Raw genomic sequence first — 13,102 nt, forward strand, 5'->3', positions numbered from 1 at the left:
GTTCTTCTCCTTGTCTCCGCTCATCACTGAGCGCTGGGGCGTGAGCTCCTGCGGGCGGCGAGGAGTTCGGTCACGATGTCGGCTGCGAGTTCCCCGCCGTCCGGTCCGTACACGGTTCCGGGCAGCAGGCCTGCGTCCGCACCGGCGGCGGCGGCTTCGCCGGCGAGGGCGCCGAACTGCTCCGCGAGGTGGGGGCCGACCAGCAGGATGCGCGTGGCCGCGAGTCGTTCGCCGACGTCGGCGACCGTCCCGGCTTCCACCACGAGGTCGAGGTCGCGTTCGCGGAGTGCCCGGCGCATCCGGAGAGCGAGGAACGTGCTCGACGCTCCCGCACCGCAGACGATCAGCACCCTGTCCACGCACGCCTCCTCGCGTCCTGCTTCGATCTCAGACGATCATGCGCCACCGGGGGTCGACGATCCAGCAGGGTTGTTTCCGGACCCCCGGAAGCGGCGCCTCCCCCACGTAGACTGGGCCCAGATGAGCGAGAAGTACGAACGGCTGCTGGCGTATCTGGCCGAGTCCGACGACTGGGTCACCGCCGGTGAGCTCGCCGACCGGCTGGGCGTCACGACGCGCAGCGTGCGCAGCTACGTCACCAGCGTGAAGACGGCCGCGAAGCCGCTCGAGGTGATCGTCTCCTCCACGAGCGGGTACCGGCTGAACCGCGAGGCCTACGCCGCGTTCGTCGCCGACCGCCGCTCGCGCGACACCGAGCCGGGCAGTCCGCGCGAACGGGTGCACGTCATCATCCGCAGTCTCGGTGACTCGATCGACGGCCTCGACGTCTACGACCTCGCCGCGGGGCTGTTCGTGAGCGACTCGACGATCGAGGCCGATCTCCGCAAGGCGAAGCTCTTGATCGAAGAGGCGGGCCTCTCGCTGGTGCGGCGCGGCAGCATCGTCTCCCTGGCCGGTACCGAGCTCAACCGGCGCCGGCTGCTGAGCCGCATCTTCCGCGACGAGAGCGCCCAGGGCTTCCTCGATCTGGAGAACATCCAGCGCGAGTTCTCCTCGGAGAACCTCGCGGGCTTCAAGTCCGACCTGATCGCGATGCTCGACGGCAACGGCTACTTCGTCAACGAGTACTCGATCAACAACGTGCTGCTGCACATCGCGATCGCGGTCGACCGCGTCGGCAAGCAGCAGTCGATCGAGCCGGCGGAGGATCAGCCGGTGCCCGACACCGAGCTCGACGTCTCCCCCCAGCTCGACGAGCTCATCCGCTCGCACTTCGGTGCCGCACTCGGCACCCGCGAGCTGCGGTACCTCTCGGTGCTGCTGACCACGCGGGTGCTCACCCCCGGTCACGGGCAGCCGGCCGAGGCGGTCGCCTCGAGCTACCTCGATCCTGACGATCTGGCCGCGATGCGCGACATCGTGCGGCTCGCCAGCGACGAGTACCTGGTCGACCTCAACGACGAGGACTTCATCGTGCGGCTGAGCCTGCACATCCGCAACCTCGTCGCCCGCGCCCAGGAGAACTCGTTCTCGCGGAACCCCATGACCCGCTCGATCAAGGGCTCGTACCCGATGATCTACGAGCTCGCCGTCTTCATCGCCAGCCAGATCCAGCGACGTGAGCAGATCGTCGTCACCGAGGACGAGATCGCCTACATCGCCCTGCACGTCGGCTCCTACCTCGAGCGCCAGAACCTGCGCGAGGAGCGGGTGACCTGCGCGATCGTGTCTCCGGGCTACTACGACATGCACCTGATGCTGCGGCAGAAGCTCGAGGCCGAGCTGGGCTCCGAGCTGCAGGTCGACGTCGTGATCACGCGCGCCGACGTCGACTGGTCGGCGCTCTCCTCCGACATCGTCGTGACCACCATCCCGGTGCCGACGATCCGCGACAACGTCGTCGTCATCCAGCCCTTCCTCACCGAGGGCGACCTGCAGTCGGTGCGGCGGGCGATCGCCGCGGTGCGCCGGCACCGGCGGCGGATGGAGATCAAGGACGAGCTGCTGCAGTACTTCGACGAGCGGCTGTTCTACCGCAACGTCGAGGCGGGCTCCGAGGCGGAGCTGATCCGGATGCTCGGGGGCGCGATGGTCTCGCTCGGCGTGATCGACGAGAGCTACGTCGAGGGCGCGATCGAGCGCGAGCGGATGTCGTCGACCGCCTTCACCGACACCATCGCGGTGCCCCACGCGATGGCGATGACCGCATCCCGAACCGCCATCGCCCTGGTCGTCAACGAGACGCCGATGACCTGGGGCGACAACCGGGTCAACGTCATCGCCCTGATCGCGTTCAGCGCGAGCGGTCGCAAGGCGTTCCAGAACGTCTTCGACCAGCTGGTCGAGGTCTTCGCCGAGCGCGACGACATGCAGCGCATCGTCCGTGGCTCCACTGACTTCGCGTCCTTCATAGACGCCCTGGTCCACGTCATGGACGTCTGAACCCGCGCCACGGCGCCAGCGGGATACTGCGCTAGGGGATGGGGACGGGGGTGACGCCGAGGGGGGCGAGGGCCGCGGCCCCGCCGTCTTCGGCGGTGAGTACCCAGATGCCGTTCTCGTGCACCGCGACCGAGTGCTCCCAGTGCGAGGACATGCTGCCGTCGGCCGAGGCCACGGTCCACTCGTCTTCCCGCACAAAGGTCTCGGCCGTGCCAGCCGTGATCATCGGTTCGATCGCGACCACGAGGCCCGGCTTCACCTCCGGGCCGCGCTGACGCACGCGGTAGTTGAACACCGGCGGCGCCTCGTGCATGCTGCGGCCGATCCCGTGCCCGATGTAGTCGGTCAGGATGCCGTAGACGGCTCCCTCGCGCGTCGACGGGTGATCCTCGACGTACTCCTCGATCGCCTCGCCCACCTCGTTGAGGTGCCGCGCGGTCGCGAGTCGGGCGATGCCGTGCCAGAGCGACTGCTCGGTGACGTCGGAGAGCAGGCGCCGGCGGGCGACCTCCTCGGGGCGGGACGGATCGTCGAGCACGATCGTGATCGCGGAGTCGCCGTTCCAGCCGTCTACCTCGGCCCCGCTGTCGATCGAGACGATGTCGCCGGGCTCGAGCACCCGGCCGCCGGGGATCCCGTGCACGATGTCCTCGTTCACCGAGGTGCAGACCGTGTGGGCGTAGCCCGGTACGAGCTGGAAGTTCGAGATTCCGCCGAGCGAGCGGATCGTGCGATCCGCGATCGCGTCGAGCTCGAGCGTCGTGATGCCGGGACGGATGGCCTTCCGCACCGCTGCGAGCGACGCCGCGGTCACGAGACCGGGCTCCACCATCAGCCGGAGTTCTTCCGGCGTCTTGTAGATGCCCTTCTTGCGTCCGATCATCGTCCGATCATCCCGTCCGTCCGATCAGGGGTGGAGCCGAGGGCTCATCGTGCGGCGAGGGCCGCGATGATCCGGCCGGTGACCACGTCGATGTCGCCGAGGCCGTCGACGTTCACCACGAGGCCGCGCTCGTCGTAGACGGCGACCAGCGGAGCGGTCTGCTCCTCGTACACGTCCAGACGCTTGCGGATGACCTCTTCGGTGTCGTCGCTGCGACCCTGTTCGGCCGAGCGCTTGAGGAGGCGGGTGACGACCTCGTCGGTGTCGGCGGTGAGCACGACCACCGCATCCAGCGAATAGCCGTCGACACCGAGGATGCTGTCGAGCTCCTCGACCTGCTGCAGCGTCCGCGGGTAGCCGTCGAGCAGGAAGCCGTCGGCCACGTCGGGCTGGCCCAGCCGGTCGCGCACGAGGTCGTTGGTCAGCGAGTCGGGCACGTACTGGCCCGCATCCATGAAGCCCTTGGCCTGCACACCCAGCTCGGTGCCGTTCTTGACGTTCTCGCGGAAGATGTCTCCGGTCGAGATCGCGGGGATGCCGTACGCCTCGGAGAGGCGTGCCGCCTGCGTTCCCTTGCCGGCTCCGGGAGGACCGATCAGCAGGAGGCGCAGGGCCCCGCTCGCGTCAGAGGCTCCGCCGGGCACGGTCATCGCAGCAGTCCCTCATAGTGCCGCTGCTGCAGCTGCGAGTCGATCTGCTTCACGGTCTCGAGGCCGACGCCGACGATAATCAGGATCGACGCGCCACCGAACGGGAAGTTCTGGTTCGCGCCGACCGCGACCAGCGCGATCAACGGCAGCAGCGCGATCAACCCCAGGTAGATCGAACCCGGCAGCGTGATGCGGGTGAGCACGTAGTCGAGGTACTCGGCGGTCGGGCGGCCGGCACGGATGCCGGGGATGAAGCCACCGAACTTCTTCATGTTGTCGGCGACCTCTTCGGGGTTGAAGGTGATCGCGACGTAGAAGTAGGTGAACCCGACGATGAGCAGGAAGTACAGAAGCATGTAGAGCGGGTGATCGCCCCGGACCAGGTAGTTGTTGATCCAGGTCACCCAGCCGGCGGGCTGCTGCCCGGCGGCGGGCTGGTTGAACTGTGCGATCAGCGCGGGCAGGTACAACAGCGACGAGGCGAAGATGACGGGCACGACGCCGGCCATGTTGACCTTGATCGGGATGTAGGTGTTGTTGCCGCCGTACGTCCGTCTCCCGACGACACGCTTGGCGTACTGCACCGGGATGCGTCTCTGCGACAGCTCGACGTAGACCACCGCGAAGACCACGCCGATACCGACGACGATCACGATCAGGAAGGTCTCGAAGCCCTTCGTCTGAGCGATGAGGCCGAGCGACTCGGGGAAGCGGGCGGCGATCGAAGTGAAGATCAGCAGCGACATGCCGTTGCCGATGCCGCGCTCGGTGATGAGCTCGCCCATCCACATGATGACACCGGTGCCGGCGGTCATCGTGATGACCATGAGCAGGATGGCGTACCAGGCGTCGTTGGTGATCAGCTGGCCGCACTCGGCGACGGTGGAGGTGCCGAACAGGGCGCCCGAGCGGGCGACCGTGATGAGCGTGGTGGACTGCAGGACACCCAGCGCGATGGTGAGGTAGCGGGTGTACTGCGTCAGGCGGCTCTGGCCCGACTGACCCTCCTTGTAGAGGGTCTCGAAGTGAGGGATGACCACGCGCAGCAGCTGCACGATGATCGAGGCCGTGATGTACGGCATGATCCCCAGCGCGAAGATCGACAGCTGGAGCAGGGCGCCGCCGGAGAACAGGTTGACGAGCTCGTAGAGGCCCGAGGTGCCCTGGTTCGCGGCCAGACAGGTCTGGACGTTGGCGAAGTCGACGAACGGTGCGGGGATGAACGATCCCAGACGGAACAGCGCGACGATGCCGAGCGTGAAGCCGATCTTCCTTCTGAGGTCCGGAGTCCGGAAGATCCTCGCGACGGCTTTGAACAAAAAGGGCCTCCTGCGTTCGTGTGGCTCAATGCCAAGAAAGCCGGTGACCCGATTCGTGGCCTCGACAGGCTACCTCATTCTCATGACGCATCTGACTACTGCCGACGGATCGGGTCACCGGTTTTGGGGTACCTCTACTTGACGGAACCACCAGCGGCGACGATCTTCTGCTCAGCGGAGCCGGAGACCTTGTCGACCGCGACGTTCAGCTTCACCGCGATGTCGCCATCGCCGAGAACCTTCACTTTTTCGTTCTTGCGAACCGCACCCTTGGCGACCAGGTCGCCGACGGTGACATCGCCACCGGCCGGGTAGAGCTCCGCGAGCTTCTGCAGGTTCACCACCTGGTACTCGACGCGGAACGGGTTCTTGAAGCCGCGCAGCTTCGGGGTGCGCATGTGCAGCGGCATCTGCCCACCCTCGAAGCCGACGCGCACCTGGTAGCGGGCCTTGGTGCCCTTGGTGCCACGGCCCGCGGTCTTACCCTTGGAACCCTCACCACGGCCGACGCGGGTACGGGCCTTCTTGGCACCGGGAGCCGGACGGAGGTGGTGCACCTTGAGCACGTGCTCGCGGGGGCCGGCAGCCTCGTCGGCCGAAGCCTTCGGGGCGGCCTTGGCCGCGGGCGCCTTGGCGGCGGCCGGAGCCTTCTCCGCAGCCTCGGCCTTGTCGGCCTTGGGCGCGGCGGCCTTCTTGGGGGCAGCGGCCTTCGCAGGCGCCTTCTCCGCAGCATCCGCCTTCGCAGCCGTCGCCTTGGGGGCGTCGGCCTTGGGAGCAGCGGCCTTCTTGGGGGCGGCAGCCTTCTTCGGAGCAGCCTTGGGGGCGGTCTCCTTGGCTTCTTCTTCAGCCATTAGTCAATCTCCTCGACCTTCACCAGGTGTGCGACGGTGCGCACGTAGCCGCGGTTCTGGGCGTTGTCTTCGCGCACGACGATGTCGTTGATGCGCTTCAGTCCGAGGCTGCGCAGCGTGTCACGCTGGTTCTGCTTCTCGCTGATCTTGGACTTGATCTGGGTAATCTTCAGACGCGCGGCCATCATGCACCTGCCTTCGCTGCGAGGGCGTCGGCCTCGGCGCGCACGAGGCGGGCCGGGGCGACGTCTTCGAAGTCGAGGCCACGACGAGCGGCGACGGCGCGCGGCTCCTCGAGCTGCTTCAGGGCCTCGACGGTCGCGTGCACGATGTTGATCGTGTTCGACGAGCCGAGCGACTTCGAAAGGATGTCGTGGATCCCGGCGCACTCGAGGACGGCGCGGACCGGGCCACCGGCGATGACACCGGTACCGGCGGCGGCGGGGCGCAGGAGCACCACACCGGCGGCCGCCTCACCCTGAACCGGGTGGGGGATCGTGTTTCCGACGCGGGGGACGCGGAAGAAGTTCTTCTTCGCCTCCTCGACGCCCTTCGAGATCGCGGTCGGCACCTCGCGGGCCTTGCCGTAGCCGACGCCCACCAGACCGTTGCCGTCTCCGACGACCACGAGAGCGGTGAAGCTGAAGCGACGACCACCCTTCACGACCTTGGAGACGCGGTTGATGGTGACGACGCGCTCGAGGAAGTTGCTCTTGTCCGAGTCACGTCCTCCGCGGTCGCCGCGGTTCGGGTTGCGCTCCCGGCCGCCACGACGGGCCTCACGGGGCTCGGTCGCGTTCTGGCCGCTGGAGGCAGCCGTCTCGACGGGGGCCTCGGTGATCGCTGCCACGTCCGGCTCTTTGTTGGTTTCCGTGCTCACAGGTTCAGACCACCCTCTCGTGCTCCATCGGCGATGGCCGCGACGCGACCGGCGTAGCGGTTACCACCGCGGTCGAATACGACGGCCTCGACACCGGCGAGCTTGGCGCGCTCGGCGACCAGCTCACCGACCTTCTTGGCCTTGGCGGTCTTGTCACCGTCGAAGCTGCGCATGTCGGTCTCGAGCGTCGAGGCCGACGCGAGGGTGTGACCCTTGCTGTCGTCGACGATCTGCACGAAGACGTGACGAGCCGAACGGGTGACGACGAGGCGGGGACGCGCGGGCGTGCCCTCGACCTTCTTGCGAAGACGAGCGTGCCGGCGATCGCGGGCAGCGGACTTCGACTTTCCTCTGGTTCCAGTAGCCATGGCTTACTTACCACTCTTTCCGGCCTTGCGGCGAACGACCTCGCCGGCGTACCGCACACCCTTGCCCTTGTAGGGCTCGGGCTTGCGCAGCTTGCGAATGTTGGCGGCAACCTCACCGACAGCCTGCTTGTCGATTCCGTTGACCGTGAGCTTGTTGTTTCCCTCGACGGTGAACGTGATGCCCGCAGGCGGCTCGACCGAGATGGGGTGCGAGTACCCGAGTGCGAACTCGACGCCGCTGCCCTTGGCAGCGACGCGGTAACCGGTTCCGACGACCTCGAGGCTCTTGGAGTAGCCCGTGGTGACGCCGATGATCTGGTTCGCGATGAGGGTACGCGTGAGGCCGTGGAGCGAGCGCGAGGTGCGCTCGTCATCCGGACGGGTGACGAGAACCTGGTTCTCCTCGACCGTGGCCGCGATCGGGGCCGCGATGACGAGTGCGAGCTCGCCCTTGGGCCCCTTGACTGCAACCTGCTGGCCGTCGATGGTGACGGTGACGCCGGCAGGGATGTCGATGGGAAGACGTCCGATTCGTGACATTGTCAGTTACCACACATAGGCGAGGACTTCCCCACCTACGCCCTTCTTGCTCGCCTGGCGGTCCGTCAGCAGACCCGAGGAGGTGGACAGGATAGCGACGCCGAGGCCACCGAGCACCGTGGGGATCTCGGTCGACTTCGCGTAGACGCGGAGTCCGGGCTTGGACACCCGCTTGATGCCGGCGATCGAGCGCTCGCGGTTCGGGCCGAACTTCAGGTTCAGCGTGAGCGTCTGCCCGACCTTCGCGTCCGTGACCTCCCAGCCCGAGATGTAGCCCTCGGACTTCAGGATGTCGGCGATGTGCGACTTCAGCTTGGAGTGCGGCATCGACACCGTGTCGTGGTGTGCCGAGTTCGCGTTGCGCAGTCTGGTCAGCATGTCTGCGACCGGATCTGTCATTGTCATGATCTATTGCCTTTCGCGCCTGGTTTCGACACCCTTTCCGAGGATGCCGACCTGTGGTCGTCGTGGGTGGGTGGAGCTAGTTGGTGGTGCTGTCGTTCGACTTGAAGGGGAACCCGAGCGCCTTGAGCAGCGCGCGACCCTCGTCGTCGTTCTTCGCGGTGGTGACGACGGTGATGTCGAATCCACGCACGCGGTCGATCTTGTCCTGGTCGATCTCGTGGAACATCGACTGCTCGGTCAGACCGAAGGTGTAGTTGCCACGGCCGTCGAACTGCTGGTCCGAGAGACCGCGGAAGTCGCGGATACGGGGCAGGGCGAGCGAGACCAGGCGGTCCATGAACTCCCAGGCGCGGTCGCCTCGCAGCGTCACGTGGGCGCCGATCGGCTGTCCCTCACGCAGCTTGAACTGCGCGATCGACTTGCGGGCCTTGGTGACCTGCGGCTTCTGACCGGTGATCGCGGTGAGGTCCTTCACGGCGCCGTCGATGACCTTGCCATCGCGGGCCGCTTCGCCGACACCGGTGTTCACGACGATCTTCACGACGCCGGGCACCTGGTGCACGTTCGTGAAACCGAAGTCCTTGGTGAGCTGATCGACGATCTCGCTCTTGTACTTCTGCTTCAGGCGGGGCTGGATTTTGCCAGCCGGCGCGGCAGTGTCGGTGCTCATCAGAGGTCCTTACCTGACTTCTTCGCGTAGCGAACGCGGACGGTCTTGGTGACGCCGTCCTTGGTCACTTCTTCGTTTCGGTGGCCGACACGGGTCGGCTTCTTGGTCTCGGGGTCGACCAGGGCGACGTTCGACACGTGGATCGGCGCCTCCATGGTCTCGATGCCGCCGGTCTTGGTGCCGCGCTGGGTCTGGCCGACGCGGACGTGCTTGGTGACGAAGTTGACACCCTCGACGACCACGCGGTCCTTCTCGACCAGGACCTCGATGACGCGACCCTGCTTGCCGCGGTCTCCGCCGCGTTCCTGGGTCGCTCCGGAGATGACCTGAACCAGGTCACCCTTCTTGATGTTTGCCATGACTAAATGACCTCCGGTGCCAGCGAGATGATCTTCATGAACTTCTTGTCACGGAGCTCACGGCCGACCGGGCCGAAGATACGGGTGCCACGGGGGTCACCGTCGTTCTTCAGGATCACAGCGGCGTTCTCGTCGAACTTGATGTAGGAGCCGTCGGGACGACGGGTCGACTTGACGGTACGGACGATGACGGCCTTGACCACATCGCCCTTCTTGACGTTTCCGCCGGGGATGGCGTCCTTCACGGTCGCGACGATGACATCGCCGAGACCTGCGTAGCGACGGCCGGATCCACCGAGCACACGAATCGTCAGGAGCTCCTTGGCGCCGGTGTTGTCGGCGACCTTGACTCGTGATTCTTGCTGCAGCATGTTACTTCGCCTTCTCCAGGATCTCGACCAGGCGCCAGCGCTTGGAGGCGCTCAGCGGACGGGTCTCGTTGATGAGGACGAGGTCGCCGACCCCGGCGCTGTTGGTCTCGTCGTGCGCCTTCACCTTGGAGGTGCGGCGGATGACCTTGCCGTACAGCGGGTGCTTCACGCGGTCCTCGACCTCGACGACGATGGTCTTGTCCATCTTGTCGCTGGTCACGTAGCCGCGACGAGCCTTGCGGTATCCGCGGGCCGCCTCGTCCTTGACGTCGTGCGAGGACGACTCGTGGCCGGCCGCGACGACCTTCTCTTCGGTCTTAGCCATTACTTCGCCTCCTCAGCGTCTGCAGCGGGGGCCTCGGCCTCGGCTGCCTTCTTGGACTTCTTGGTCGTCTTGGCCGGAGCCTCGACGGGGGCGGGGGTGGCACGGATGCCGAGCTCCCGCTCGCGGATGACCGTGTAGATGCGAGCGATGTCGCGCTTCACGGCACGGAGCCGGCCGTGGCTCTCGAGCTGGCCGGTCGCCGACTGGAAGCGCAGGTTGAACAGCTCTTCCTTGGCCTTGCGGAGCTCCTCGAGCAGCCGGGACTCTTCGAACGTGTCGAGCTCAGCCGAGGCGAGCTCCTTGGATCCGATCGCCATTACGCGTCGCCCTCCTCGCGCTTGATGATGCGTGCCTTGAGAGGCAGCTTGTGAATTGCACGGGTGAGTGCCTCGCGGGCGATCGTCTCGTTGACGCCGCTCAGCTCGAACAGCACTCGTCCCGGCTTGACGTTGGCGACCCACCACTCGGGCGAACCCTTACCGGAACCCATGCGGGTCTCGGCAGGCTTCTTCGTGAGCGGACGGTCGGGGTAGATGTTGATCCACACCTTTCCACCACGCTTGATGTGACGGGTCATCGCGATACGAGCGGACTCGATCTGACGGTTCGTCACGTAGGCGGGGGTGATGGCCTGGATGCCGTACTCACCGAAGCTCACCTTGGTGCCGCCGGTGGCCTGGCCACTGCGTCCCGGGTGGTGCTGCTTACGGTGCTTGACTCGACGGGGGATAAGCATGATTACGCCTCAACTCCTGCTGCGACCGGTGCGTCCGCCTTGGGGGCGGAGTTGCGGCGCGGACGGTCACGGTCGCCGCGCTCGGGGCGCGAGGACTTCTGGTTGGCCTGCTCGCGAGCGAGCTCCTTGTTGGTGATGTCGCCCTTGTAGATCCAGACCTTCACACCGATGCGGCCGAACGTCGTCTTGGCCTCGTAGAAGCCGTAGTCGATGTTGGCGCGGAGGGTGTGCAGCGGAACGCGACCTTCACGGTAGAACTCGGAGCGGCTCATCTCAGCACCGCCGAGACGACCCGACACCTGGATGCGGACACCCTTGGCGCCGGCGCGCTGAGCGCCCTGCAGGCCCTTGCGCATCGCGCGACGGAACGCCACGCGAGCGGTGAGCTGCTCGGCGATGCCCTGCGCGACGAGCTGAGCGTCGGCCTCGGGGTTCTTGACCTCGAGGATGTTCAGCTGGATCTGCTTGCCCGTGAGCTTCTCGAGGTCGGCACGGATGCGCTCGGCCTCGGCGCCACGACGACCGATCACGATGCCCGGACGGGCGGTGTGGATGTCGACGCGGACACGGTCACGGGTGCGCTCGATCTCGATCTTCGCCACACCGGCGCGGTCGAGGGAGGTCTTCAGCAGGTTGCGGATCTTCACGTCCTCGGCGACGTAGTCGCTGTAACGCTGACCCTTCTTCGTGCTGTCGGAGAACCAGCGCGACACGTGGTCGGTGGTGATTCCGAGACGGAAGCCGTAGGGATTGACTTTCTGGCCCATTACTTGCTCACCTTCTTGCTCGCGCCCTCGGTCGAGGCGGCCTCATCCGGCGTCGCGAGGACGATCGTGATGTGGCTCGTGCGCTTGAGGATCTGGAACGCTCGTCCCTGAGCACGGGGCTGGAAACGCTTGAGCGTGGTGCCCTGGTCGACGTAGGCCTTCGCAATGAAGAGGTCCTGCTCGTCCAGGTAGCTGTTCGAGGCGTCCGCCTTGACCCGTGCGTTCGCGATCGCCGAGGCGACCAGCTTGTACACGGGCTCCGAAGCGCCCTGGGGGGCGAACTTCAGGATGGCCAACGCTTCGATGGCCTGACGGCCACGGATCATGTTGACGACACGACGGGCCTTCATGGGGGTGACGCGGATGTGACGCACGCGTGCGATCGACTCCACCATTTCTCTTCCTCCTTCACGTCACCGCGGTTAGCGGCGACGGCCCTTCTTGTCGTCCTTCACGTGTCCACGGAAGGTGCGGGTCGGGGCGAACTCGCCCAGCTTGTGACCCACCATGGTCTCGGTGATGAACACCGGGATGTGCTTGCGACCGTCGTGCACGGCGATCGTGTGCCCGAGGAACGCGGGGATGATCATCGAGCGGCGCGACCAGGTCTTGATGACGTTCTTGGAGCCGGCTTCGTTCTGCGTGACGACCTTGCGGTACAGGTGGTCGTCGACGAAGGGGCCCTTTTTGAGACTGCGTGGCATTTTCTGAGACTCCTACTTACGCTTCTTGCCGACGGTCCGACGACGCACGATGAGCTTGTCGCTTTCCTTGTTGGGGTGACGGGTACGGCCCTCGGCCTGACCCCACGGGCTGACGGGGTGACGACCACCGGACGTCTTACCCTCACCACCACCGTGCGGGTGGTCGACCGGGTTCATGGCGACACCACGGACGGTCGGGCGGATGCCCTTCCAACGGTTACGGCCGGCCTTGCCCCAGTTGATGTTCGACTGCTCGGCGTTGCCGACCTCGCCGATGGTGGCGCGGCAGCGCGCATCCACGTTGCGGATCTCGCCCGACGGCAGACGGAGCTGCGCGTAGGGGCCGTCCTTCGCCACGAGACGAACCGAGGTCCCGGCGGAGCGGGCCATCTTGGCGCCGCCGCCCGGCTTCAGCTCGATCGCGTGGATCACGGTACCGGTGGGGATGTTGCGCAGCGGCAGGTTGTTGCCGGGCTTGATGTCCGCGCCGGCACCCGACTCGACGACGTCGCCCTGGGCGAGCTTGTTCGGCGCGAGGATGTAGCGCTTGGTGCCGTCCACGAAGTGGAGCAGCGCGATGCGCGCGGTGCGGTTGGGGTCGTACTCGATGTGAGCGACCTTGGCGTTCACGCCGTCCTTGTCATTGCGACGGAAGTCGATGACGCGGTACTGGCGCTTGTGACCGCCACCGATGTGACGGGTCGTGATCCGGCCCTGGTTGTTGCGGCCACCGGTCTTGGAGAGCGGGCGGAGCAGCGACTTCTCAGGAGTCGAACGGGTGATCTCGGCGAAGTCCGAGACGGACGAACCGCGACGACCAGGGGTCGTGGGCTTGTACTTGCGAATAGCCATGTGTCTTTTCCTCTAGCTT

At 66.2% G+C, this 13,102-nt stretch carries 21 protein-coding genes; 1 reads left to right on the plus strand and 20 read right to left on the minus strand.

The features are described from left to right. Positions 1-23 precede the first annotated feature (23 nt). Positions 24-359, minus strand: a complete 336-nt coding sequence (locus AC59HU_RS13840) for a PTS sugar transporter subunit IIB (protein WP_497224011.1) — start codon at positions 357-359, stop codon at positions 24-26. A gap of 121 nt (positions 360-480) precedes the next feature. Between AC59HU_RS13840 and AC59HU_RS13845 the strand changes: the two genes are divergently transcribed. After that, complete coding sequence (locus AC59HU_RS13845) at positions 481-2,403, plus strand: BglG family transcription antiterminator (RefSeq protein WP_497224012.1); 1,923 nt, start codon at positions 481-483, stop codon at positions 2,401-2,403. A 31-nt stretch (positions 2,404-2,434) separates the two neighbouring features. Here AC59HU_RS13845 and map read toward each other — a convergent pair whose 3' ends face one another. The 19 genes from map to rplB all read right to left on the minus strand — a co-directional run bounded on the left by map (position 2,435) and on the right by rplB (position 13,083). Continuing rightward, on the minus strand, positions 2,435-3,286 hold the full coding sequence (map, locus tag AC59HU_RS13850; protein WP_497224013.1) for a type I methionyl aminopeptidase: 852 nt from the start codon (positions 3,284-3,286) through the stop codon (positions 2,435-2,437). A gap of 44 nt (positions 3,287-3,330) precedes the next feature. Beyond that, a complete protein-coding gene (locus tag AC59HU_RS13855) occupies positions 3,331-3,936 on the minus strand; it encodes an adenylate kinase (protein WP_497224014.1) in 606 nt (201 codons plus the stop codon). Next, a complete protein-coding gene (secY, locus tag AC59HU_RS13860) occupies positions 3,933-5,255 on the minus strand; it encodes a preprotein translocase subunit SecY (protein WP_066041149.1) in 1,323 nt (440 codons plus the stop codon). The genes AC59HU_RS13855 and secY overlap by 4 nt, the downstream gene beginning before the upstream one ends. A gap of 134 nt (positions 5,256-5,389) precedes the next feature. After that, entirely contained in the window at positions 5,390-6,106 is a 717-nt protein-coding gene (gene rplO, locus AC59HU_RS13865) for a 50S ribosomal protein L15 (RefSeq protein ID WP_497224015.1), read from the minus strand. Then, positions 6,106-6,291, minus strand: coding sequence for a 50S ribosomal protein L30 (gene rpmD / locus AC59HU_RS13870; RefSeq protein ID WP_066041154.1), 186 nt, complete (start codon positions 6,289-6,291; stop codon positions 6,106-6,108). Before rpmD ends, rplO begins: the two co-directional genes overlap by 1 nt. Next, positions 6,291-6,956 carry a 30S ribosomal protein S5 gene (rpsE, locus tag AC59HU_RS13875; RefSeq protein ID WP_497224016.1) on the minus strand — a complete coding sequence of 222 codons (666 nt, stop codon included), beginning with the start codon at positions 6,954-6,956 and terminating at the stop codon, positions 6,291-6,293. The genes rpmD and rpsE overlap by 1 nt, the downstream gene beginning before the upstream one ends. Positions 6,957-6,982: 26 nt before the next feature. Continuing rightward, positions 6,983-7,354 carry a 50S ribosomal protein L18 gene (rplR, locus tag AC59HU_RS13880; RefSeq protein ID WP_497224017.1) on the minus strand — a complete coding sequence of 124 codons (372 nt, stop codon included), beginning with the start codon at positions 7,352-7,354 and terminating at the stop codon, positions 6,983-6,985. Positions 7,355-7,357: 3 nt separating this feature from the next. Continuing rightward, complete coding sequence (gene rplF, locus AC59HU_RS13885) at positions 7,358-7,894, minus strand: 50S ribosomal protein L6 (RefSeq protein WP_066041159.1); 537 nt, start codon at positions 7,892-7,894, stop codon at positions 7,358-7,360. A gap of 6 nt (positions 7,895-7,900) precedes the next feature. Further along, positions 7,901-8,299, minus strand: a complete 399-nt coding sequence (gene rpsH / locus AC59HU_RS13890; RefSeq protein WP_066041161.1) for a 30S ribosomal protein S8 — start codon at positions 8,297-8,299, stop codon at positions 7,901-7,903. Positions 8,300-8,375: 76 nt separating this feature from the next. Then, on the minus strand, positions 8,376-8,969 hold the full coding sequence (gene rplE, locus AC59HU_RS13895) for a 50S ribosomal protein L5 (RefSeq protein ID WP_497224018.1): 594 nt from the start codon (positions 8,967-8,969) through the stop codon (positions 8,376-8,378). Continuing rightward, positions 8,969-9,328 (minus strand): 50S ribosomal protein L24, encoded by a 360-nt coding sequence (gene rplX / locus AC59HU_RS13900; RefSeq protein WP_497224019.1) that lies wholly within the window; start codon positions 9,326-9,328, stop codon positions 8,969-8,971. Before rplX ends, rplE begins: the two co-directional genes overlap by 1 nt. Positions 9,329-9,330: 2 nt before the next feature. After that, the gene (gene rplN / locus AC59HU_RS13905; RefSeq protein WP_137837171.1) at positions 9,331-9,699 is read right to left on the minus strand and encodes a 50S ribosomal protein L14; all 369 of its coding nucleotides are present in this window, start codon (positions 9,697-9,699) and stop codon (positions 9,331-9,333) included. A 1-nt stretch (position 9,700) separates the two neighbouring features. Beyond that, complete coding sequence (rpsQ, locus tag AC59HU_RS13910; protein WP_066041168.1) at positions 9,701-10,024, minus strand: 30S ribosomal protein S17; 324 nt, start codon at positions 10,022-10,024, stop codon at positions 9,701-9,703. Next, positions 10,024-10,341 (minus strand): 50S ribosomal protein L29, encoded by a 318-nt coding sequence (gene rpmC, locus AC59HU_RS13915; RefSeq protein WP_497224020.1) that lies wholly within the window; start codon positions 10,339-10,341, stop codon positions 10,024-10,026. Before rpmC ends, rpsQ begins: the two co-directional genes overlap by 1 nt. Further along, positions 10,341-10,760 carry a 50S ribosomal protein L16 gene (gene rplP, locus AC59HU_RS13920; RefSeq protein WP_497224021.1) on the minus strand — a complete coding sequence of 140 codons (420 nt, stop codon included), beginning with the start codon at positions 10,758-10,760 and terminating at the stop codon, positions 10,341-10,343. The genes rpmC and rplP overlap by 1 nt, the downstream gene beginning before the upstream one ends. A gap of 2 nt (positions 10,761-10,762) precedes the next feature. After that, complete coding sequence (gene rpsC / locus AC59HU_RS13925) at positions 10,763-11,527, minus strand: 30S ribosomal protein S3 (RefSeq protein ID WP_066041174.1); 765 nt, start codon at positions 11,525-11,527, stop codon at positions 10,763-10,765. Continuing rightward, a complete protein-coding gene (gene rplV / locus AC59HU_RS13930) occupies positions 11,527-11,922 on the minus strand; it encodes a 50S ribosomal protein L22 (RefSeq protein ID WP_497224022.1) in 396 nt (131 codons plus the stop codon). Before rplV ends, rpsC begins: the two co-directional genes overlap by 1 nt. A 27-nt stretch (positions 11,923-11,949) precedes the next feature. Then, positions 11,950-12,231 carry a 30S ribosomal protein S19 gene (gene rpsS, locus AC59HU_RS13935; protein WP_022897962.1) on the minus strand — a complete coding sequence of 94 codons (282 nt, stop codon included), beginning with the start codon at positions 12,229-12,231 and terminating at the stop codon, positions 11,950-11,952. A gap of 12 nt (positions 12,232-12,243) precedes the next feature. Next, positions 12,244-13,083 carry a 50S ribosomal protein L2 gene (gene rplB / locus AC59HU_RS13940; RefSeq protein WP_497224023.1) on the minus strand — a complete coding sequence of 280 codons (840 nt, stop codon included), beginning with the start codon at positions 13,081-13,083 and terminating at the stop codon, positions 12,244-12,246. Positions 13,084-13,102 lie beyond the last annotated feature (19 nt).

Source organism: Herbiconiux sp. 320_LB, assembly GCF_059691755.1.